Source organism: Streptosporangium brasiliense, assembly GCF_030811595.1.
Classification (GTDB): domain Bacteria; phylum Actinomycetota; class Actinomycetes; order Streptosporangiales; family Streptosporangiaceae; genus Streptosporangium; species Streptosporangium brasiliense.
This window is the reverse complement of record NZ_JAUSRB010000002.1, coordinates 1,899,992-1,919,734: the sequence shown is the minus strand read 5'-3', so window position 1 is coordinate 1,919,734 and position 19,743 is coordinate 1,899,992. Positions and strand designations below refer to the sequence as shown.

Genomic DNA, 19,743 nt, shown 5'->3' with positions numbered 1-19,743 from the left:
TCGCGCGATGCCGGACGGAACCCCGCAGAACAGGAGCATGTGCCGTCGGCCGCGTCGCGAGCGTCGCCATGACATCACTCCTCACCTGCGGAGACATCGTCCGAACCCGTGTTCGATCCGGTGCCTCAGACTGTAGCGCGGCTTCGAACACAGGACCGAGATTTCCCGGAGAAAGCTCAGCTAAAGAATGTCGGCGCCCCGCCGACACGGATCAAACCGGGACGGAAGCCATCCGGGTCCGGGCCGCCACCGCCTCTTATAACTTGAGGTAGCCGGTCAAATACAATGGAGGCTTGTCTCTGTCGGTTGTGGCGAGTCGGCTGTGGGGTGGCAACAGGTGAGCAGCTCTCCGTTGATGACACGCGTCCGGGCGGCCGCCGCGCTGGCCGTCGGCTGTCTGGCGGCGGCCGCGTGCAGCGCGACCGCCACCTCGCAGCCCGCACAGCCCACCTCGACCCTCACCCCGGCGCCCGTGCCGCCGACCCCCTCGACCAGGCCGACCACCTCCAGCCCGTCCCCCGCCGCGAGCCCGACCTCGACCGCCCCGCCGAAGTTCTCCGCCAAGGTGACCAAGGTCGCCCGTGACCGGCTCCGGCACTCCTGGCGGCCCGGCTGCCCGGTCCCCGTCGGCGACCTGCGGCTGATCACGATGACCTACTGGGGCTTCGACGACCGGCCGCACACCGGCGAGCTGGTGGTGAACAAGAGCGCGGCCGACGACATCGTCACGGTCTTCAGGCGCCTGTACGACTGGCGCTGGCCGATCCGCAGGATGGAGCTCGTCGACGTCTACAAGGGCGACGACTTCGACTCGATCGACGCCGACAACACCTCGGCCTTCAACTGCCGCCCGGCGACCGGGTCCAGCAACTGGTCCCAGCACGCCTACGGCAGGGCGGTCGACATCAACCCCCGGGAGAACCCCTACCTGTCCTCCGACGGCTCGGTGGCGCACAAGAACGCCCGCAAGTTCGCCAGGCGCCCTATCGACGCGCCCGGCGTGATCAATCCCGGTGACCGGGTGGTCCGGGCCTTCGAGAGGGTCGACTGGGAGTGGGGCGGCTACTGGTCGGGCATCAAGGACTACCAGCACTTCAGCAAGAGCGGTGGCTGAGGGCCGGGAGGGTCCTCCCGGCCCCGCTCCGCCGGGGGTCCCGGCTCGGCGGATCGCGCCGTCCCGGCCATGGACCCGACGGGCCCCGCGGGCGGCCACCTCACATCGGCGTGGCCCAGCCGTACGTCGGTGAGGTGTCGGCGCCGGGCTGGAACAGCTCCCAGCGGTTGCCGTACGGGTCCCGGAAGGCGGCGACCGTGCCGTGGGGCCCGCGCCGCGGGGCCTCCTCGAAGGTGACCCCCTCCGACAGCATCCGCTCGTAGTCGCCGGCGAAGTCGTCGGTGTGCAGGGACAGCCCCACCCCGCCGCCGGCCCGGTCCTCCTGTCCGGCGGTGCCGGCGCGCACGAGCAGCAGCGCCGTCTCCCGCGAGCCCCGCGGGCGGACGGCCACCCGGCGCCCGCCGTCGTCCTGGGCCGTGTCCTCCACGAGCTCGAAGCCGAGGACGCCGACGTAGAAGGCGACGGCCTCCTCGTAGTCGCGCACGACAAGGGCGACGCGCCCGAGGTAGGTCGCACGGCCGCCGCCTCCGAGCCCCCTGACCCCTTCGGAGGGCGGCGCCGGCACGGGCCGGCGGCCGGCGCGGGCGGTCTCCTGGAGATCGGTGATCGTCAGGACGACCCGGATGGCGAGCAGGCCCGCGACGATCGGCAGCACGACGCCGGCCGCCAGGGCGGCGGTCTTCAGGCCGTCCGCCTCCGAGTACGCCAGGCCCACGGACACCCCGTCGGTGGCCGCCGACAGCAGCCAGGTCAGCCACCACGCCCAGATCAGGCCCGGGCGGCGGATCCTGAAGAGGTCGCTGCCCGGGCGCAGGCCGCCGGGCTGGGAGGTGGCCCAGATGTCGTCGAGGAGCCCCTTGGGGACGAACAGATTGACGACGGGGAGGATCCAGCCGAGCACCAGGTACGGCGCGGCGTAGACGTGGAGGACCCCGGGAGAGATCGCGTACGCGTTGGCGCGGGCGCGGAACAGCCAGCACACGAAGGCGATCCCCGCCGGGAGGTAGAGGAGCGCGCGCAGGATCTGCCACCCGTGGACCGCCTGCCACATCCAGCCGCCGAACAGCGGCCAGTCCCCGCCGAAGAGGATCCGCGTCAGCGATCCGTAGAGGAGCTGCGCCACCGAAACGCCGGCGGACAGGACCGAGACCGACGCGACCAGGGTCACGGCGACCGTCGCGAGCGCGCGGATCGGGCGCAGCGGGCGGACGGGCACGGAGAACGCGCTCGGATTCATGGGGCCCTTCAACCGGGGGGAGCTGGGCCAGTATGCGGATCATGACATGGGGATATCAAGCCATATAAGTAGCGCTACCGGCATCTACTCCGCCATTGGCGAGCCCCGCTGATGCGCCCGGCGGAGATCTTCGGTCGGCCATGAAGTCCGACATATCAATTCTTATTGGTACGGCCCACACCTCGGAGGGCGATACCTCTTGGTGCATCATTGATCCATGGCGGCCAGAGACGGCGATGGATGGGCTCACTGCGATCGCGGGCATCGGCACTGGGGTGTGTACGGCGCCTCCGGCCTGCTCGCCGTCCATCACGACACCGCCGGGACGCCGCGCGTCCTGATGCAGGAGCGTGCCGTCTGGAGCCACCACGGCGGCACCTGGGGCCTGCCCGGCGGTGCCCTCGACAGCCACGAGGACGCCATAACGGGCGCGCTGCGCGAGGCCGGGGAGGAGGCGGCCCTGACCGGCGACGGCCTCCGGGTCCAGGGGGTCTACCTCGACGACCACAGCGGCTGGTCCTTCTCGACCGTGATCGCCCAGGCCGCCGACCTGCTGGACGCGGCCCCGGCCAACGGTGAGAGCGTCGACCTGCTCTGGCTCACTCCCGAGGAGATCGCCGCCAAGGAGCTGCACCCCGGTTTCGCCGAGACCTGGCCCATGATCAGCCAGGCGCTCAGCCCCATGGTGATCGTCCTCGACGTCGCCAACATCGTGGGCGCCCGGTCCGAGCACGGCTGGTGGAAGGACCGCGCCGGAGCCGCCGCCAAGCTGGTCGCCGAGGTGAGCGCCCTCTCCTCCGGCGGCCTGCGCGACCTCCCCGGTGACCTGCCGGCCCTGGAGCGGTGGTTCCCCCGCGTCGTCATGGTCGTCGAGGGCGCCGCCCGCGGCGTCTCGCCGCTCCCCGGCGTCTCCGTCGTCGCCGCCCCCGGGGCCGGCGACGACACCGTCGTGCAGGCCGTACGGGACGCCCAGCCCTGGGAGCGCGTCCTGGTCGTCACCGCCGACCGGGGCCTGCGCGAGCGGGTCACGGCCCTGGGGGCCGCGGTGACCGGCCCCAGGTGGCTGCTGTCCCGTCTGTAGATGTTCCACGTGGAACATCGCAGAGATCTGCCACGATATGGCGCATGTCCGAGCTTCGAACCGAGCCGCGGGGTCACTGGACCGATGACGACGGGTCGATCCCCCCGGACTCCTGGGGGCGCGGCACCGCGCCGAGCCGCTCGCTGCCGTGGGGCTTCGCGCTCGTCGTCGTCCTGCTGGTCGTGGGGCGCTTCACGCTCGCCCCTCATCTGACGGCGCCGGCGCTCCAGACGTGGGCCACGATCTTCGTGGCGATCTGCGTGCAGGCGCTGCCGTTCCTGGTCTTCGGCGTGGCCCTGTCCGCCGCGATCACCGCGTTCGTCCCGGCGTCGTTCTGGACCAGGGCACTGCCCAGGCATCCGGCCGCCGCCGTGCCCGTCGCGGGAGTGGCGGGCGCGGTGCTGCCCGGCTGCGAGTGCGCCTCCGTCCCGGTGGCGTCGGGGCTGATGGCCCGGGGGGTGACCCCGGCGGCCGCGCTGGCCTTCCTGCTCGCCTCACCCGCGATCAACCCGATCGTGCTGGTCGCGACCGCGGTCGCCTTCCCCGGACAGCCGATGATGGTCGTGTGCAGGTTCGGGGCGTCGCTGGCCGTGGCGGTCCTGGTCGGCTGGCTCTGGCTGCGGTTCGGCCGGAGCGAGTGGCTGCCGATCCCCTCCCGCCCGCACGGGGACGGCCCCAGGTGGGCGCGGTTCGGCGAGGCGATGCGGCATGACCTGCTGCACGCCGGCGGGTTCCTCATCGTCGGCGGTCTGGCCGCCGCCACGCTCAACGTCACGGTCCCCCGCGAGTGGCTGACCGCGCTGGCCGAGGTGCCGTGGCTGGCCGTCCTGGTCATGGCGCTGCTGGCGGTGCTGCTGTCGATCTGCTCGGAGGCCGACGCGTTCGTGGCGGCCTCGATGACCGCGTTCTCACCGACCGCGAAGCTGGCCTTCCTGGTGGTCGGGCCGATGGTGGACCTGAAGCTCATCGCGCTGCAGGTCGGCACGTTCGGCAGGGCGTTCGCGCTCAGATTCGTCCCGCTGACCTTCGCGCTCGCCGTCCTGGTGAGCGCCCTCTCCGGATGGCTGCTGCTGTGAACCGCGTGACCCAGAACCTGGTCCTCACCCTGCTCGGCTGCGCAGTGCTGCGGATCTCGGCCTTCTCCACCACGTATCTGAACTACGTCAAGCCCGGTTTCCGGCCGTTCCTGATCGGCGCCGGGGCGGTGCTGCTGGTCCTCGGCCTCACCGGCCTGGTCCAGGCGTCACGGTCGAGGAAGAGCTCCCCCGAGGCCCACGCGCACGGCGGTGCTCGGGACCGCTCACCGGACGGTGCCCGCAGCCGTGCCCAGGGCCATCCGCCGGAGCACGGCCACGCGCACGGCGGCCCCCGGGTCGCCTGGCTGATGTGCCTGCCGGTGTTCGCGATCTTCCTGGTCGCGCCGCCCGCCCTGGGCTCGTTCGCCGCCGCCCGGTCCGAGACTCCGCCGCCGCGTGACCAGGCCCTCAGCGCCTTCACCCCGCTGCGCGGCGACGGCCCGGTGGACATGCCGATCGGCGAGTTCATCGGCCGGGCCTGGGACGACGACAGCAAGTCCCTCACCGGCCGCGCGGTGAAGCTGACCGGCTTCGTCGTCCCTTCGAAGAAGAAGGGCCAGTGGTACGTCACCCGCATGCAGATCGCCTGCTGCGCCGCGGACGCGTTCCCGCTGAAGGTCGCGGTCAGGGGGATCCAGTCGCCGCCCCCGGACACCTGGGTCGAGGTGACCGGCACCTGGATCCCGCAGACGTTCGGCACGATGCCCAACGGGGTCGTCTACCCGCAGCTGTCCGGCACGGATCTCATGAGGATCGACACTCCGGACGAGCCCTACGAGTAGGCGGAGGTCAGGCGCGGGACGGCGCCGGAACCGGGGACGGCGCCACGGTCAGGTCGCGGGTGGCCCGGTGGAACAGCCAGTAGCTCACCCCGGCGACGAGGAGGAACAGCAGCCGGGCCGGGCCGGGGATGTCGAGCATGAGCAGGCCGTCGTTGAGCGAGTGCAGTACGGCTGCCGCCACGAAGGCGCCGACGACGGAGAGCGTGATCACGATCCGTCCCCTGAGCTGCCAGGCCCCGAAGGCGACCGCGCAGATCAGGCCGGTCCAGGCGAGATGACTGAAGGGGGTGGCGAGACCGCGCATGAACAGCACCATGCCGGCGTTGACCGCGCCGGTGGCGTCGACGCTCCTCCAGGCGTAGGACATCGACTCCATGATCGCGAAGCCGGTGGCGCAGGACAGGCCCAGCGCCACCCCCGCGGCCTTGTTCAGGTAGCGGCCGGTGATCGCGACCATGAGGAGGGGGACGGATTTGGCCGACTCCTCGATCCATCCGACCTGCAGGATCGAGGGGCCGTGCTTGTCGGGGATGAGCAGGGCGTTGAAGTATCCGCCGAGCAGGAGGGCGGCTCCCCCGCCGAACAGGAACATCCCCACCAGCGTGACGCCCGGGACACTGGCGCCGATCCCGGTCCGGTCGTGGATGGCGACCAGGAGGCCGACCGGTCCGGCCGCCGCCCCGTAGAAGAACGCCGCGGGCATGACCGCGCGGTTGCCGACGGCCTCGGTCATGGTGATGAGCGCGGCCGACAGTGCCGCTGTGGCGATCCACACTTTGAACCACCGGTGCCGGTAGAACCTAAAATGTTCACGCATGCGAAGTAAATCCCCATTTGGGGTGTCGTAAATTCGGGCGAATCGCCCATCTTTACCTAAAGGCCGACTCCGCCACGATGACCGCGCCGATCACCATGAAGACCACCGGGACGAGCCATCTCCCCGACCGCTCGACCAACGTGATGATCTTCTTGTGCGAGCCGAGCCAGGAGGCCGCCGCGCACCAGACCGCGACCAGGACGGCGAACACCGCGACCGTGACGAGACTGGACGCCAGGCCGATCGTGCGGAACATCGGGGTGTAGACCGAGATGTTGTCGGCGCCGTTGGCGACCGTCACCCCGGCGATCGAGACCACGCCGGAGGCGACCGGCGCCGCCCCGTCGCCGTCGCCCTTCCTGATCAGGCCCCACACCCCCAGGCCGAACGGCACCAGCCCGAGCAGCCCGACCCACCTGTCCGGCACCACGCTCAGCCCGAGCGCCGCCACGGCCGAGACGGCCACCAGGACGGCGATGCCGGCGTACTGGCCCGCGACGATCTGCCAGGGCCGGGGGACGCCGCCCGCCCGGGAGGCCAGGAACAGCACCGTCAGGATGACGATGTCGTCCACATTGGTCCCGGCGAAGACGGCGACGGCCGTACCGATCGATTCACCCACGGGCGCATTATGGGGCCTGCCAGGATCCTCCGGGCCACCGCACCCGATCCTGACGGGTCGGCGATCACCATGGCCGTCGGCGGCCGTCGGGCATTACGATCACATTCGTCCGCCCCTGTCAGCCAGCCCGTCCCTGTCAGCCCCCGGAGGCCTCGCGTGGGCTATCCGCCGGAGTACGGCCAGCCGCCGCGAGGCGAGACGGGCCGAGGGCTGGCCGTGATCGTGATGATGATCGTCGGCGTGCTCATCGCGACGGTGGTCTCCATGATGGCGGTGCTGGATCCGGCTCCCGCGCCGAAGAGCCCTTCCGTGACCCGGGGGCCCGAGCATTCGGAGAGCGCGGTCCGCCAGGCCGCCCAGGTGGGACTCGACGCCTACTCCAGCGGGTCCTACGACGACTTCTGGGACCTGTGGAGCACGCAGGCGCAGGCGGCGATCACGCGCGAGGAGTACGTCCGGCTCTTTCAGTTGTGCCCGCAGCCCGTGTCGGACGTCCGGTTCACCCTCACCACCGTCACGGTCACCGGCGACAACGCCACGGTCCAGGCGACCCGGCTCAGCGAGACGACCGACTTCGACTTCCTCTTCGAGAGCGGCTCGTGGCGCTACGTGCCCACGCCGGAGGATTTGCAGGAATACCAGACCAAGGGGACCGACCAACTGGCCCAGGAGCGGCGGGCCGCCGGGGTCTGCGGCGCCGCCGTCCCCACCACCGCCCCCGACCCGTCCAACCCCGGCGTCTCGACTCCCGCCCCGTCCGATCCCGGCGTCCCCACCTCAGTCCCGTCCTCAGCCCCGTCCTCAGCCCCGTCCGACCCCGCCGCCTCCGTCCCCGGGCCCACGGCGTCCAGTCCCGTCACCCCACCGGGATGATCCGTTTCATCCGGTACACGGATTGATCTATCCGTACACCGGCATATCGATTGATCACCAAAGTCACAGAAAGGCGCTGCCGGTTCCGGAATTCACGGCTACTGTCAAACACATGGCCCATCCCCTGCCGGCCTGGCGAGGCGACACAGGTTCGGACAAACCGGAATCGACTGATCAGGATGCCGTCATGCAGGAGCCGGATCCCATTCCCCTGTGGCTGGCGCATCTCCGTCCCAGAGACGGGCAGGAGAAAATCAGTCCGTCCACTCCCGACACATCTATCACCATAGAGTTGGATAAAGCAGATTTTGAGGCGCTTTCCCGTAAAGCGCGGTCGACGGGCAGCAGGATCGCCGATGTGATCCACGCCGCCGTCCAGCGGGAGATCGGCAACCGGCCCCATGTCATCACGTTGATGCACCGCTGGGACCTGCACCGGGAAGACCTCGACACGGCGGCCGACGCCCTCGGGGTCGACCAGCTGTCCGAGACGGAGTGGAGCCAGATCGGCATCCGCCGGAGCCGGAGGAGCTGACAGCATGCTCCCCGGCAGAGTGCTCGACGTCAGCGCGTTGATCGACATCGCGGTGGCCAAGACCGAATATTCACGGAACGTTTTTCATCTCGATTCGAGAGCCTGAAGTACGAAGATGGCCTTGACGAGCTGACCTGCTCGCAGAGGGCAGCAGCGGAGTTTCCGCAGGATCCGCCAGGTCTTCAGGACGGCATTGGCGCGTTCACCGGGGCCGCGGAGCTTGGCGTGGGCGGAGTTGGCGCTCTTTTGCGACTGCGGTTTGCCTCGGCCCTTGTACGGCACGAGTACGCGCTGACCTGCGCCGACGTATCCCTTGTCGGCCAATGTGATCAGCCCGGAGGCCTGCAGTCGGCGGATGAGGCCCCAGATCCGGGCCGCTTTGAGGTCGTGGACCGAGCCGGGCATAGAGCCGGAAGTCCAGAGCGGGGTGCCGTCCGGGGCGGCGAGAGCCTGAATGTTCATGCCGTGCATCTTGTGTTTGCCGGAGTAGTAGGGCCGGTCGGCGGCCACCCGGTCGATGGGGATGAGCGTGCCGTCCAGCACGACGAAGGCGTATCCGGCGCGTTTGGCCGTCCGTAGCGCCTGGTCGAGGGTGGGTGAGCGTTTGGCGAGCAGGGCGACGGTCTCGCGGACGTAGCGCCAGGCGGTTGCGGTACCGATGCCGAACCCGGCGGCGATCTCGGTGAACGTCTCGCCCTTGCGCAGGTAGACGAGCACGAGCAGGGCTTGCTGTCCGGGGTTGAGCCGTCGCCAGGGTGTGCCGATCGCCTTGCGGTGCCGTCGGATGGCTCCGGCCACGTAGTTCAGCGTTGAACGCGACAAATCGACCGCGGCACGGTAGAACAGCACCCGAAGCTCCTGGCTGTGACGGATGTGATTGTGGTGATCAACCCGTCTACCAGGAGCTTCTCTACGTCATCAGGCGAACGCCGCGCTCGCGATCATGCTGTGACCAGCAGCTCGTCGCCCGCGACAACCCATATCGCGTTCGGAACTTCAGCGGAGGATACGTGGCTTTCCAGGGATTGACGGAACACTACGAGAACTTCATGCAGGAAGGTTCGGACTGGTTGTCCGTGGGGTTGGCCTGGACCGCCGTCCTGCCGGTCGAAGGACGGCTCTCGCTGAGCGAGGTGGCGACCCGCCTGATCGGAGACGGGCAGCCGCCGGTGATCGAGCTCGACAGCGAAGAGGCATACGAGGCCGATGCCGTTCTTCTGGGCCAGATGGGAAACTCAACGATGATCGTCGAGACTTTCGGGAACAACTATGTCTGGGAATCGGGAGTTCTCGATCGGCTCAGCGTGAACGCGCAGGTCTGGCATGTCTCATGGGAGGTGACGGGGAACTCCAGGCTGATCCACGCCGCGCGCGGACGGGTTCTGGCCGAGGTCCAGCATCTGAATCCCGCCGACGCCGTCGGGGAAGACCTCGCCGCCGTTGAGGCCGAGTTGGCGGCCCTGGGTCCGACCATCAGCGCTCCGTGGCCGGCCACACAGGCCATGGCGCTGGCCATCGTGGAGGCGCGCACCGGCGCGCGCCTGGAGAGCGACTGGTTCGATCGTTCCCATCCGGCCGTGATCGTCGGCGACCCCGCGTAGGCGCCCTGATCGCGGCGGCTCGTGTCTTGCTGCTCCAGATCGCCCAAGGATGAAAAAGGCTCACGGAGCATCGCCGCCATGTGCCTTTTCCGCGGCGGCGGTATATGCATCCCGGCGACCGGGCTGGCGGCGGTCCTGTCCATCTCTCCGATATCCACCCAGGTGGAGCTGTTCGAGCTCGTCACGACACCCGGCGTGAAGATCGACGACTTCACCCACGGAAAGGTCGGAGAGATCGCGGAGATTCTCGACGGCTCACGAGACGTCACCGCGGGGCACGTCATCTGGTGCGCCCAGAGCACCAAATGGCCGATCCTGACAGATCGGGGCGCGGAGCTCGTCCAGTACGACCAGCACATCATGATTGACCCGCTGCCCTAGCGACACCGGGGAGACCGGGGAGACCGGGAGTTTCCGGCGGCGAGACCGGGCCCGGCACTTCCCGGGACGGTGTCGACCGACTTCCGTGTGCCCGCCGGCGACCAGGCTCAGCAACTGCCGAAACCGTCGCCGTACCCCTCCACGTAGCCGCGGTCCCAAGTATCGCCGCGGAGGTTGTAGTCGTGCCGGTAGCTACTGCCGTCCACGCAGTCGTTGAAGCCGTCGCTGAATCCCCGCCCGTAACCCTGCCGGCAGGCCCTGTCACAGGGACTGGGCTGGACCGCGCCCGGCACCGCCTGCGGGGCGCCGGCCGCCGCTCCCCCCGTTCCCTCCGCGGAACCGGCGACGACGGCGCCCCCGGCCGGCCCGATCACGAGAGCGGCGAGGAGCATCGGGTTGAGCAGTAGGCGTCGCCCGCCATGCATGGCTGCCTCCTTTCCCATGGAGCCGCCACGGCGGGCATCCGACCACCGAGACGGCCCTGACCTGCACATCCCATCCTGACCAGCGCCATGCGACCCTGCCACGACGCGGGCGTGACGTGGACGTGACACGGACGTGACGGCCTACGGCGAACCGAGGGACGGCCCCGGACCGCCGGCCACCCCACCTCTCGACGGAGAACCGCCGGTCGCCCCGTCCCCGGGTGGAGACCCATCGCCACCGAGTGATCACTTGGGTGCGCCCGGCTCCGGTCCGCACCCGTACGCCCGGCTCCGGTCCGCGTGCTGCGCCCGGCTCCGGTCCGCGCGGTGCGGGATCCGGAGCAGCCGGTCACCACCGCCCGAGGCAAGATCCTCATATGAGAGATGACCTGGCGGGTCGTATGGGAGATGGCCCGGTGGATCGTACGGGAGACGACCTGGCGGGTCCTACGGGAGATGACCTGGTGGAGCTGCACATCCGCGACGGAGACCTCGCCGATCCCGGGTCCTGGGTCTACGTCTGGCTGCTGGAAGGCCGCGTGCTCTATGTGGGGACCACCGGCCTTCCCCCGGAGGTCAGGACCTGGCTGCACCTCCATGACCCCGACCCCGACATCGGCCGCGTGAGGGCCCGGTATCCGGGCATCGGAGCCGACCCGATCGACGTGGTCGCCTTCCGGCTGCCCGGATCCCTACCGCGCTCGGAGGTCAAGGTCGCGGTGATCGCCCACCTCGGCGCCGCGGGGCTTCTCTCTGCGCACTACGTGGGCGATCCGCCACAGCACGGGCCCGTCGGAGACGGGCTGTCTCCCCTCCTCCACCGGATCACCCGTCGGATCGGCGGGCCTGAGACCGGATGATCAGGTCACGGCCGCTCCTGATCGGCTGCCCCGGCTGACCGCCTGCCTTCTCTCCCTGGCAGCCGTCCGCTCCCCGGCAGCCGTCCCGGAGCGGAGGTGCCCTCGGGCGGTCGGCCGACGGCCCGGGCTACCGGGGCAGGTGGTCTGTCCACTCGGCGACGATCGACGCCGTCCCCTCCGTGATGAAAAGCTGTCCCCCACTCTGGGGGACGTAGAAGTTCGTGTCACGCACCCATGAGGTCTCCGGATCGACGACCAGTCTGACCTGCCCTGACGACAGGGAGACCTGCAGGCCGTGCCCGCCCTGGACCGCGCCGAGGCTCTGGACGTCCGGCAGCGACGCGATCGCCCGGAAGGCCGCGGCACGGACCTCCGGCGAGACCGGCGCCTGGCTGATCAGCGAGGTCAGCGCTTCGAAGACGGAGTCGTCCTGCTCGTCCGCGGACAGCCGGCCGGCGCTCGTCCTGATGTCGCCGCGCTGCACGCCATCGGCGATCCCGGTCCGCAGCGCGGCCCGCAACGCGTCCGGATCGGCCGGCAGCCGCCGGAGCTCCTCGAAGCTCATCTCGAGCGGCCCCAGCCGGAACGGCTGCGCCCCCGTGAAGTGCTGGATCTTCCCTTCCCCCTTCAGCTCCGGCCCTCTGAGCCAGGTCTGGCCGTCGCGCTGGAACCAGTACTCTTGCCGGCGCCGCTCGGAGACCCTGCCGTCGTCGTCCTTGTGCACCACCGTGACGTGCCAATACTTGCCGGATCCCTCCGGGATCCGCTCCGCGGTCGTGGCCGCCACGAGCAGCACCTGCCGGGCGGACAGCCGCTGCGCCGCAACCGGCGGACCGCTGGGGGAAGCGGCGGGCGCCGTGACACCCGAGGCGATCATGACCACGGCCGCGGCGGCCACGGCGGCGGTCAGCGCCAGACCGCCTGCGAGCCGGCCGATCCCGCGCCTGCGGACCGGGGCACCGCGCATCGCGTTCCGCAGCTGGTGCCGCCGCCGGTCGATCACGTCACGTGACGGCTCCGGCTTGGCCAGCAGGGCGCCGACCTCGTGCAGGTCATCCATGGAGATCCTCCTGATCGATCACGTTGTGGAGCTTCTTGCGGGCCCGGCTGAGCCGCGAGCCGACCGTGCCGTAGGAGACGCCGAGCGCCTCGGCCACCTCCTGGTGGCTGAGCTGTCCCAGGGAGACAAGCGTGACGACGTCGCGTTCTCCCCGGTTCAGCGCGGCGAGAGCCTTGGCGAGCTGCGGCTTCATCCGCTCGGCGGCCACCGAGTTGAGGACGCGGTTCTCGTGGCTGTCGGCCACGGGCTCGTCCCCCGCGCGGGCCAGTGCCCGGTAATGACGTGCCTCCTTACGCCGGTGCCGAGCCATCAGGTTGGTGGCGATGCCGAACAGCCAGGGCCGCAGGCCGCCGCGTCCGGGGTCGAACCGTTCACGGTCGCGGAAGGCCACGCAGAACGTCTCCGCGGCGATGTCCTCTCCCACCTGCACGTCCAGGCGTCCGGCCGCGTACAGGTAGATATCGCGGAAGTAGCGGTCGTAGACGGCGGTGAACAGCTCCGGGTCCCGCCGGAACCGGTCGACGAGCTCGGCCTCGCTCACCTGCTCACGCGTCTCGGCGGTCAAATACCCGTCTCCCTCATGCGAGTGCCTCCGGGTGAGATGGTCAACTGTCACCCACGCTTCGCCGTGAGCCCGGATCGCTTTCCCGCGTCGGCCGCGCGACACGACGCCGGGTTGGGGCACCGGAAGGCAGGCGCCCCGTCGGTCGCCATGCGGCTCTCGCGAGCCGTCCCGGCCACAGCGCGATCTTGCGAGGATGTACGGGTCCCTGAATGATGACCAGCACATCGGATGGAAGCAGCACGGTGGATTTCACAGTCGAATACGGACCTACTCCTGACGAAGTGGCACGAGCGCTTCAGCAGGGCTCCAAGCAACAGCTGAAAGTCGCCTATGTGGTGCTGCCGTCGGTCCTGTCCGTGTCGGGCCTCGTCTGCATCCTGGTCGACGCCGTCGGCATGGGAGTCGGCATGCTCGTCGGAGCGGTCACCTTCCCGTTCGTAATGGTCTGGTCACTCCGCCGGATCGCCAAGCGGCAGCTCACCCATCTCTGCGTGCCCACCGTTCTCCGGATGACCGACGACGGGTACGAATACCGGACCGACCAGACCACTACCACGATGCGGTGGTCCCTGTTCGGACGGGTCGTGACCGGCCCCGAGTTCTGGCTGTTCTTCGTGAACAGGCAGTGCGTGGCCTTCCTCCCCAGACGTGCCTTCAACAGCGAGCAGCAGGCCGAATTCGACCGCTTCCTGGCCTCCCGGCAGAACCCGGGGCTCACCTGAGCACCGCCCCGTCGCCTCCTCGGATCTGACCGCTCGTTCCTCTCCAGGGGCCGGGTCCCACCTCGGTGATCGACGCGGCGAGAGGCATGGCCGAGACCCGATGGGCAGGCCGCAAGAGGAGGGCGCCTCCCTGCGCCGATCCCTGTGCCAAGCAACAGGAATCAGCGAGATCACCTGCGCGAACGGCCGCTGCTCACCGACGGCGCACCGATCGGTGCCGGATTTTACACAGCCTTGACGCTTACCTAACGGATATGTATAACGTACATGCAGATGATCGCGTGCGGCCGCCCTGAGGCCGTGAGACTCGACGGCCGCCGCGACGGGTCCGGCCCCGCCCGGCTGTCTTGTTGACATGGCGACACCGGAAGGGCGTGCCTGCATCGATGCCTACCAGCCACGCAGGTGTGCGGCTGGAGAAGGTTCCGCTCCATCGAGCGGCTACCAGTCAGGAGAATCTCTGTGCGTAAATTCAAGCGGGGAGCCACACTCGCGCTCGCCACTGCGGCCGCGCTTGTCGGATCCCTCACCACCGGCAGCCCGGCGATGGCGGCGTCGTCGCCGATCGCGGCATGCGGCGGCGGCTCCTATCACGTGATCGACCAGCACGACCTGGGCAGAGCCACCGTCTACCTGCTGTACAACGGCAGCACCAACTGCGTGGTCACCTGGAAGGACAGCCCGAACAACGTCCGCGTCAACGCCGTGATCAGGCGCGAGCGCGGGAAATACGTCACCGACCCCGGTAACTTCTCGACCTACGCCGGCCCGGTGAAGATCTCCGCCGCGGGGAAGTGCGTCCAGTGGGGCGGCGATTACGGCAACAAGCAGTACACCTCGCCCCTTGAGCACTGCGGCTGATCAGGACCCCTGACCCACGCGGATCCGCCCGGTTCCGGTCTCCCGCGGGTGGCCTGGCCCGGGCGGCCCCCTCCCGGCGCGGACGTCCGGGCGGCCCACCGGACAGCACCGGACCGCGCGTACCATTCAGCGATGGAAGTTTTGGAGCCGGAGGTGTGGCGGGCTCGGACGGAGGCGCACCGGAAACGGGTCGAGGCATGGACGGCGCCGCACTTGGCGCGCAGGGCCCGAGGCGAGGCCCATCCCATCGAGGACTTCCTGTTCACCTACTACGGGCACCGGCCGACGCGGCTGCAACAGTGGCATCCGGGCACCGGGGTGGTGTTGAAGGAGGCGCGCGATTTCGGCCGCTTCTACCTCGACACCCCCGAGGGAGTCACGCTCGACACCGCGGCGCTGATGGACAGGCGCAGGGCCACCGTCGAGTGGATCGCGCGGCTGCTGGCCGCCACTGCGGCCCGGCCGGCCTATCTGGGCTGCTTCGGCCTGCACGAGTGGGCGATGGTCTACAAGACCGCGCAGATACGGCACGGCGCCTGGCCGCTGCGGCTCGGCGGGGACGAGATCGCAGAGGTCGTGGAGCAGCGAGGCGTGCGGTGCGGTCATTTCGACGCCTTCCGCTTCTTCACCCCCGAGGCACGCCCGCTCAACGCACTGCAGCCGACGCGGCAGCAGCAGTGGGAGCTGGAGCAGCCGGGTTGCCTGCACGCCAACATGGACCTGTACAAGTGGGCGTACAAGCTGTCGCCCCTGGTGAGCAGCGAGCTGGTCGCCGACTGCTTCATGCTGGCCCGTGACATCCGCACCGTGGACATGCGGGCCAGCCCGTACGACCTGAGCTCGCTCGGCTATCGGGCCATCCGGATCGAGACGCCCGAGGGACGGGCTGAGTACGCCGCCGAGCAGCGGGGCTTCGCCGAGCGGGCGCGGCCACAGCGTCAACGCCTGCTCGACGCCTGCGAACAGCTGCTCGGCGGCCCTGACCGACGGTGACCGGCCCGGGCCCGAGCCCCTGTGGCCTCCGCCCCGGCACGGCGCCTGATCCGGCACGGCGTCTGACCCAAGGGAAATCCATGGTCAGACGCCGTTTCTGAGGCCCGGCGGAGAGCGTGGGATCCGAACCCACGAGGCCGGTCACCCGGCCCGGCGATTTTCAGGAGCGCTGCGCTGTCAGCGGGACAGGGCCTCGTACCAGGGCGGGAGCATCCTTCCAGCCCCTGGCCGCAGAAGACCATCCCGCACTGTCCCGACTGCTCTCGCCTTCTGCTCGCTGGAATCCGGGTTGCTTGCTGGAATCCGGGTGAGATTCACGGCTTTCTGTCACTGAAAGACTTTTCTCCCCAGCGATTGACCGACCCTCTCCACTGTCCGAGATCATGTCAAGCATGTTGTTCAGCCGCTTTCTTGCCATCGGGCTTCTCAGCGGGGTCGCGCTGCTTCCTCTCCTCTGGCTCCAGCGGGGCGACGGATTCGAGCACCTGCGTCTGGCCGCGCTCATGGGTCTGGACATCGGCCAACTCTTCACCGTCCCGATCGCCCTGGTGGTCGGAGCCTGGAAGGCCAGCTTCTGGAACAAGCGACCCCGTCCACCGGCTCCGGGCTCCGTCCTGGGAGGGATCACCTTCGCGTTCGGGGCTCTGGTCATGACACAGGCGATAGCCACGACACGATGGCTCCGTGGCGGACCTTCCGGTGTCGGCGATCCGGACGGCGAATTCGTCATAGCAATGCTCGCCGTGCTTTCGGGAGGAGTCGCCCTACTCGTCGGCACAGTGATCCTGGTCAAACGGAGCATCACCGTCAAGCGTTCTCGGAAGGTGGGCGTCCTGACACCCACGGGCCAGTGATCAACTCGGTGAGATGTCGGAGGCCTTTCAGGACTCCACTGTGACGGGCTGAGGTTTTGGGACCCGGACCCGGACCCTGGACCTGCGGACCACGACCCCTGGACCTGCGGACCGGAAGTAGTCGATCCGGCCAAGATCTGAGGCTCTGGCCTGTGGGTGCGATGTCCGTGAGCATTCGCTCGGTTCCGGTGTCACTCGCCCTCTTGGCTGCACTCGTGGCCGCACGGCCACACACGTACGGTGGAAGGCCTCGGGAGCACCGAGCCCCTTCTGCTGTACCTCTGCTTCTGCTGTACCTCTGCGCTGCTCTCCATGCCCGGCTTCCCGGCATCAGCCGACTCCCACGCCCCAGCCTTCGTTGAGCTTGGCCAGCAACAGTTTCACTCCGGGACGATGTCCACCTCCTCCGGACGGATCGTCAGCGGCACGGTGGAGCACGTCCGTGGCGTCGCGGACGCGCCTCGCGATCCCTTCGATGAGGCCGGCGGGCCCGTTCAGCGGATCCACATAGGTCTCGAAGCCCGGTTCGGGATGGAAACATCCCCACCAGTCCAGCAGCGCGTTCAGTGCCTCCTGTCGGGGTGGTCCTGTCCGTTCACCAATCGCCCTCAGGAACACGCCCGTCGCGGGAACTGCGGCCGGGTAGAGAGTTCCGGCGTGATCGTTCGTGACCGCGTACCGGAGATCCGCGAGCGCACGGGCGGCCTGCTGAGCGGCTACGGACCGGACCAGTGCCTCCATCGCCGCCTGGGCGTTCTCAGGGAGATACCAACGCGGGCCAGGTATCCGTGCCCAGTCCACATCCTCCACTGCTGTCCTCCCGCCACTCCCCGAGCGGATTCCCCAGACCCGACCGGGGAAACACGACCCAACATCATTCCGCGTATATGCCGCGAACGTCGGCAGAGGATCCTCACAGCGGCGTACGGCTGCGCGGCCCGGAAACGGTCAACGGCGCCTGGCCCGAGGGAAATCCATGGTCAGACGCCGTTTCTGAGGCCCGGCGGAGAGCGTGGGATCCGAACCCACGAGGCCGGTCACCCGGCCCTAGCGGTTTCAAGAGGACTCCGTTCCGGACGGCAGCAGGGCCTTCTGCCCGGGCGGAAGCACCTCCTCCGTACTCCTGTAATAAAGATCATCCTGCGTATGTCCCATGCGGCCAGCCGTCTGGATAATGACGGGGGGATCGAGAAGGTGATGCCATGGAGGACTACCAGCGTGTGCTCATCGGCCGAATGGTCGAGCGCATCGACCTGTACGACTCCGATGAGATTCCCCTGCCCAAGCTGGCCGAAGACCTTCGCGGCCTGTTCGAGGCAGCCGACCCCCGCGGACTGAGCATCAGGGACTCGTTCGAGGACATCTGGGCCGAACTCGATGCCGAGAGCGAGCTCAGGACTGAACCATGGGCGCCTCCCGGACTCGCCGACGACGCTCACTTGCGCGAGATCCTCCGTCGGCTGCGCACCTGGATCGAGTGGCACGGCCTCGCCCCTTCTGATCCGTAGGCCCCCAAGCGATGTTCGAAGGCGTTCGGGCGCGTTCGCCACGCAGGTCGCACACGAGCCGCCTGTACGTACCAGTCCAGGGTTGTACGGCCCGGTGGCTCCCAGGTCGGTTCCCGGAACGGCTCTGGAAACCGGCTCGACGCTGCCACTCTCCTCGCCCATACTCGTGGTGGTGGTCCGCTGGGAAGCCCGCCCCCGTACCTGCAAGGTGAGCCTTTCGGCAACGCGTCGGGGCACCGGCGCGGCGACGGTGTCTTGGAACTCGGCGGACCACTCAGAGAAGCGAGCAAGACAGCAACCAGGCTCCCGGTGGGCTGAGGCACGAAACCCCGGCCCACCGATCGCCCCCGGCCCCGTACGAAGATCAGCCACCGCCAGGCGATCGTGAGGGCAGTACCGGTTGCGGTGATGTGAGGCCATCGGTCCCCGGCGGCTCCGAGCCGGATGGGCAGGGCTGCGAGGCTTCTCTTAAGAACGTGCCGGCTCGATAATCACTGCGTGACCAAGATCCCGATGTGGTCCAGGATGGCGTCCGTCCTGATGGTGCCGGCGCTGGCGCTCAAGGTCCTCACGGTGACCTTCTGGGCGGGTGGCACCGTACGTGAGGTGCTTGACGGGGTGTTCATCGTCGTCGGTGCTCTTGCCGCAGCGCTCTACCTAGGAGCCGGTGTGCGGGGGTTGGCCAAGGCGCGCGGGCATGAGTATCCCAAGTCCTTTCCGGGGAAAGCAGCCGATGGGCTGCGTAAGCGCATGGTGGTGTCTTCGGCGCTCCGGCTGTCCATTGCCCTGACAGGGCTGTATGCGATCTCCGGGACTTTCGTGTCGGCGGTTCGGTCGGGCCGGTACGGAGCCAGGCCGCTCGGCTGGGGGATGGAGGTCATCGGGCATCTCCCCACGGTCCTGTGATTCGCCGTAGTGGGGATTTGCGCGGTGACCGTGGTGTGGGCCTCAATGACGTCAGGCAAGTAGCGAGCCGGCGGCTCGAAGAAACCTGTAGGTGGCGGTGCGGCCCTCGTACGGCGGCGCGCCGCGCCGCCGCCTTGAAGGTCGGCGGTCGTCAGAAGTCCAAGACCCTGCGAACGAGGGCTCTCGCTGAGAATTTCCTGTCGGATCTCCGGCAGGCGGCCAAGCGGGTGAGGGCTTCGACGTGGAAACCGGATTGCCCATGTCCATGGCCATGGTGAAGTCAGGGTGCATGTCCGATCCGAGCCAGGCGATTCCAGGCCGGATGCCCCAGAGCGTCACGCAGGAGTCCCCAGGCGCCCCTGAGCATCGCTTCATCCTCGCTGAGCCGCGACATGGGTTCATTCTGACGCGCGACGCGCGTACTCCACATGGCTGATCATCCCGGAGCCGGAGTGCCCCCGCCGGAGCCCTGGGTTCATCAGGAGTAGAAGCCCTCCCAGTACTCCTCATGACTCTCGGTGAAGTCGTCGGGACGCGTCTGGCGCAGCTCGCGATACCGGTCTACGTAGAAGTCGAGGGCTTCATGAAGGGTGCATCCGAAGGTGTCCTTGATGAGCTTGATGCCTCTGATCCTTTGGCCCTGGATGACGAGGTCGTCTAATCCGGCCAGTTCATTGCTCATGCGGTGATCCTGGAGCCGGAACCGCTGCTCCGGCAAACCGTTTCTCGGTCGGGCAGTCGGGCGCTGACGCAGAGTGCTGGTGTGCTCAGCGTGAGTTGTGGGCGGCGGCGCGGCAATCTTGGCCGGACTGTCAGATCAGTACGGCGCGGCGGGTGTGCGGCGGCCGGCCCGGTGTCCCGCCATCCTCC

24 protein-coding genes and 1 tRNA gene are annotated in these 19,743 nt (G+C 68.9%); 15 read left to right on the top strand and 10 right to left on the bottom strand.

Annotated elements, in window-relative coordinates; translation table 11 throughout:
* Window positions 1–355 precede the first annotated feature (355 nt).
* Entirely contained in the window at window positions 356–1,114 is a 759-nt protein-coding gene (locus tag J2S55_RS17610; protein ID WP_306861924.1) for a M15 family metallopeptidase, read from the top strand.
* Window positions 1,115–1,214: 100 nt separating this feature from the next.
* Here the strand turns inward: J2S55_RS17610 and J2S55_RS17605 are convergent, their stop codons facing one another.
* Complete coding sequence (locus J2S55_RS17605) at window positions 1,215–2,351, bottom strand: DUF4328 domain-containing protein (protein ID WP_306861922.1); 1,137 nt, start codon at window positions 2,349–2,351, stop codon at window positions 1,215–1,217.
* A gap of 217 nt (window positions 2,352–2,568) precedes the next feature.
* Here J2S55_RS17605 and J2S55_RS17600 point away from each other — a divergent pair, with 217 nt between their 5' ends.
* Genes J2S55_RS17600 through J2S55_RS17590 form a run of 3 tightly spaced genes read left to right on the top strand, consistent with a single transcriptional unit; the run spans window position 2,569 to window position 5,290 of the window.
* Window positions 2,569–3,432: an NUDIX hydrolase gene (locus J2S55_RS17600; RefSeq protein ID WP_306861920.1), complete on the top strand. Its 864-nt coding sequence runs from the start codon at window positions 2,569–2,571 to the stop codon at window positions 3,430–3,432.
* A gap of 44 nt (window positions 3,433–3,476) precedes the next feature.
* The gene (locus J2S55_RS17595; RefSeq protein WP_306861918.1) at window positions 3,477–4,508 is read left to right on the top strand and encodes a permease; all 1,032 of its coding nucleotides are present in this window, start codon (window positions 3,477–3,479) and stop codon (window positions 4,506–4,508) included.
* 5 nt (window positions 4,509–4,513) lie between these two features.
* On the top strand, window positions 4,514–5,290 hold the full coding sequence (locus J2S55_RS17590) for a TIGR03943 family putative permease subunit (protein ID WP_306861917.1): 777 nt from the start codon (window positions 4,514–4,516) through the stop codon (window positions 5,288–5,290).
* A 7-nt stretch (window positions 5,291–5,297) separates the two neighbouring features.
* On the opposite strand, the gene J2S55_RS17585 is transcribed toward J2S55_RS17590, so the two are convergent.
* Both J2S55_RS17585 and J2S55_RS17580 read right to left on the bottom strand, forming a co-directional pair.
* Window positions 5,298–6,107 (bottom strand): PrsW family glutamic-type intramembrane protease, encoded by an 810-nt coding sequence (locus J2S55_RS17585; protein ID WP_306861915.1) that lies wholly within the window; start codon window positions 6,105–6,107, stop codon window positions 5,298–5,300.
* Window positions 6,108–6,159: 52 nt separating this feature from the next.
* On the bottom strand, window positions 6,160–6,729 hold the full coding sequence (locus J2S55_RS17580) for a cadmium resistance transporter (RefSeq protein ID WP_306861913.1): 570 nt from the start codon (window positions 6,727–6,729) through the stop codon (window positions 6,160–6,162).
* Between the two features lie 156 nt (window positions 6,730–6,885).
* Here J2S55_RS17580 and J2S55_RS17575 point away from each other — a divergent pair, with 156 nt between their 5' ends.
* Window positions 6,886–7,602, top strand: a complete 717-nt coding sequence (locus tag J2S55_RS17575) for a hypothetical protein (protein WP_306861912.1) — start codon at window positions 6,886–6,888, stop codon at window positions 7,600–7,602.
* 22 nt (window positions 7,603–7,624) lie between these two features.
* Window positions 7,625–8,137, top strand: coding sequence for a hypothetical protein (locus tag J2S55_RS17570; RefSeq protein ID WP_306861910.1), 513 nt, complete (start codon window positions 7,625–7,627; stop codon window positions 8,135–8,137).
* A gap of 84 nt (window positions 8,138–8,221) precedes the next feature.
* Here the strand turns inward: J2S55_RS17570 and J2S55_RS17565 are convergent, their stop codons facing one another.
* Window positions 8,222–8,986, bottom strand: coding sequence for a transposase family protein (locus tag J2S55_RS17565; protein ID WP_306858828.1), 765 nt, complete (start codon window positions 8,984–8,986; stop codon window positions 8,222–8,224).
* Between the two features lie 161 nt (window positions 8,987–9,147).
* On the opposite strand from J2S55_RS17565, the gene J2S55_RS17560 reads away from it, so the two are divergent.
* Together J2S55_RS17560 and J2S55_RS17555 are read left to right on the top strand one after the other, a co-directional pair.
* The gene (locus tag J2S55_RS17560; protein ID WP_306858830.1) at window positions 9,148–9,738 is read left to right on the top strand and encodes a hypothetical protein; all 591 of its coding nucleotides are present in this window, start codon (window positions 9,148–9,150) and stop codon (window positions 9,736–9,738) included.
* Between the two features lie 78 nt (window positions 9,739–9,816).
* Window positions 9,817–10,119 carry a hypothetical protein gene (locus J2S55_RS17555; RefSeq protein ID WP_306861908.1) on the top strand — a complete coding sequence of 101 codons (303 nt, stop codon included), beginning with the start codon at window positions 9,817–9,819 and terminating at the stop codon, window positions 10,117–10,119.
* Window positions 10,120–10,226: 107 nt separating this feature from the next.
* Here J2S55_RS17555 and J2S55_RS17550 read toward each other — a convergent pair whose 3' ends face one another.
* Window positions 10,227–10,544: a hypothetical protein gene (locus tag J2S55_RS17550; RefSeq protein WP_306861906.1), complete on the bottom strand. Its 318-nt coding sequence runs from the start codon at window positions 10,542–10,544 to the stop codon at window positions 10,227–10,229.
* Window positions 10,545–10,960: 416 nt separating this feature from the next.
* Here J2S55_RS17550 and J2S55_RS17545 point away from each other — a divergent pair, with 416 nt between their 5' ends.
* A complete protein-coding gene (locus J2S55_RS17545) occupies window positions 10,961–11,404 on the top strand; it encodes a hypothetical protein (protein WP_306861905.1) in 444 nt (147 codons plus the stop codon).
* Window positions 11,405–11,531: 127 nt separating this feature from the next.
* On the opposite strand, the gene J2S55_RS17540 is transcribed toward J2S55_RS17545, so the two are convergent.
* Together J2S55_RS17540 and J2S55_RS17535 are read right to left on the bottom strand one after the other, a co-directional pair.
* Window positions 11,532–12,464: a CU044_5270 family protein gene (locus J2S55_RS17540; protein WP_306861904.1), complete on the bottom strand. Its 933-nt coding sequence runs from the start codon at window positions 12,462–12,464 to the stop codon at window positions 11,532–11,534.
* Window positions 12,457–13,029 (bottom strand): RNA polymerase sigma factor, encoded by a 573-nt coding sequence (locus J2S55_RS17535; RefSeq protein ID WP_306861902.1) that lies wholly within the window; start codon window positions 13,027–13,029, stop codon window positions 12,457–12,459. The genes J2S55_RS17540 and J2S55_RS17535 overlap by 8 nt, the downstream gene beginning before the upstream one ends.
* A gap of 281 nt (window positions 13,030–13,310) precedes the next feature.
* Here J2S55_RS17535 and J2S55_RS17530 point away from each other — a divergent pair, with 281 nt between their 5' ends.
* The 4 genes from J2S55_RS17530 (at window position 13,311) to J2S55_RS17515 (ending at window position 16,459) form a co-directional block, all read left to right on the top strand.
* A complete protein-coding gene (locus J2S55_RS17530) occupies window positions 13,311–13,751 on the top strand; it encodes a YcxB family protein (protein WP_306861900.1) in 441 nt (146 codons plus the stop codon).
* 462 nt (window positions 13,752–14,213) lie between these two features.
* Window positions 14,214–14,612 carry a spore-associated protein A gene (locus J2S55_RS17525; RefSeq protein WP_306861898.1) on the top strand — a complete coding sequence of 133 codons (399 nt, stop codon included), beginning with the start codon at window positions 14,214–14,216 and terminating at the stop codon, window positions 14,610–14,612.
* A 132-nt stretch (window positions 14,613–14,744) separates the two neighbouring features.
* Window positions 14,745–15,605 carry a 3-methyladenine DNA glycosylase gene (locus J2S55_RS17520; RefSeq protein ID WP_306861897.1) on the top strand — a complete coding sequence of 287 codons (861 nt, stop codon included), beginning with the start codon at window positions 14,745–14,747 and terminating at the stop codon, window positions 15,603–15,605.
* A gap of 392 nt (window positions 15,606–15,997) precedes the next feature.
* Window positions 15,998–16,459, top strand: coding sequence for a hypothetical protein (locus tag J2S55_RS17515; RefSeq protein WP_306861895.1), 462 nt, complete (start codon window positions 15,998–16,000; stop codon window positions 16,457–16,459).
* A 330-nt stretch (window positions 16,460–16,789) separates the two neighbouring features.
* On the opposite strand, the gene J2S55_RS17510 is transcribed toward J2S55_RS17515, so the two are convergent.
* Window positions 16,790–17,269, bottom strand: a complete 480-nt coding sequence (locus J2S55_RS17510; protein ID WP_306861893.1) for a hypothetical protein — start codon at window positions 17,267–17,269, stop codon at window positions 16,790–16,792.
* Between the two features lie 194 nt (window positions 17,270–17,463).
* Window positions 17,464–17,576 (bottom strand) — tRNA-OTHER (locus J2S55_RS17505).
* 85 nt (window positions 17,577–17,661) lie between these two features.
* On the opposite strand from J2S55_RS17505, the gene J2S55_RS17500 reads away from it, so the two are divergent.
* Together J2S55_RS17500 and J2S55_RS17495 are read left to right on the top strand one after the other, a co-directional pair.
* The gene (locus tag J2S55_RS17500) at window positions 17,662–17,967 is read left to right on the top strand and encodes a hypothetical protein (protein ID WP_306861891.1); all 306 of its coding nucleotides are present in this window, start codon (window positions 17,662–17,664) and stop codon (window positions 17,965–17,967) included.
* A 498-nt stretch (window positions 17,968–18,465) separates the two neighbouring features.
* Window positions 18,466–18,873 (top strand): hypothetical protein, encoded by a 408-nt coding sequence (locus J2S55_RS17495; protein WP_306861890.1) that lies wholly within the window; start codon window positions 18,466–18,468, stop codon window positions 18,871–18,873.
* A 478-nt stretch (window positions 18,874–19,351) separates the two neighbouring features.
* On the opposite strand, the gene J2S55_RS17490 is transcribed toward J2S55_RS17495, so the two are convergent.
* Window positions 19,352–19,555, bottom strand: a complete 204-nt coding sequence (locus J2S55_RS17490) for a hypothetical protein (RefSeq protein ID WP_306861888.1) — start codon at window positions 19,553–19,555, stop codon at window positions 19,352–19,354.
* Window positions 19,556–19,743 lie beyond the last annotated feature (188 nt).

Bases quoted from the DNA above. Each gene is read 5' to 3' on its own strand.
- J2S55_RS17555 (WP_306861908.1), top strand. From the start codon at position 9,817: ATGTGCCTTTTCCGCGGCGGCGGTATATGCATCCCGGCGACCGGGCTG.
- J2S55_RS17595 (WP_306861918.1), top strand. From the start codon at position 3,477: ATGTCCGAGCTTCGAACCGAGCCGCGGGGTCACTGGACCGATGACGAC.
- J2S55_RS17600 (WP_306861920.1), top strand. From the start codon at position 2,569: ATGGCGGCCAGAGACGGCGATGGATGGGCTCACTGCGATCGCGGGCAT.
- J2S55_RS17540 (WP_306861904.1), bottom strand. From the start codon at position 12,464: ATGGATGACCTGCACGAGGTCGGCGCCCTGCTGGCCAAGCCGGAGCCG.
- J2S55_RS17520 (WP_306861897.1), top strand. From the start codon at position 14,745: ATGGAAGTTTTGGAGCCGGAGGTGTGGCGGGCTCGGACGGAGGCGCAC.
- J2S55_RS17605 (WP_306861922.1), bottom strand. From the start codon at position 2,351: ATGAATCCGAGCGCGTTCTCCGTGCCCGTCCGCCCGCTGCGCCCGATC.
- J2S55_RS17550 (WP_306861906.1), bottom strand. From the start codon at position 10,544: ATGCATGGCGGGCGACGCCTACTGCTCAACCCGATGCTCCTCGCCGCT.
- J2S55_RS17585 (WP_306861915.1), bottom strand. From the start codon at position 6,107: ATGCGTGAACATTTTAGGTTCTACCGGCACCGGTGGTTCAAAGTGTGG.
- J2S55_RS17515 (WP_306861895.1), top strand. From the start codon at position 15,998: ATGTTGTTCAGCCGCTTTCTTGCCATCGGGCTTCTCAGCGGGGTCGCG.
- J2S55_RS17610 (WP_306861924.1), top strand. From the start codon at position 356: ATGACACGCGTCCGGGCGGCCGCCGCGCTGGCCGTCGGCTGTCTGGCG.
- J2S55_RS17490 (WP_306861888.1), bottom strand. From the start codon at position 19,555: ATGAGCAATGAACTGGCCGGATTAGACGACCTCGTCATCCAGGGCCAA.
- J2S55_RS17500 (WP_306861891.1), top strand. From the start codon at position 17,662: ATGGAGGACTACCAGCGTGTGCTCATCGGCCGAATGGTCGAGCGCATC.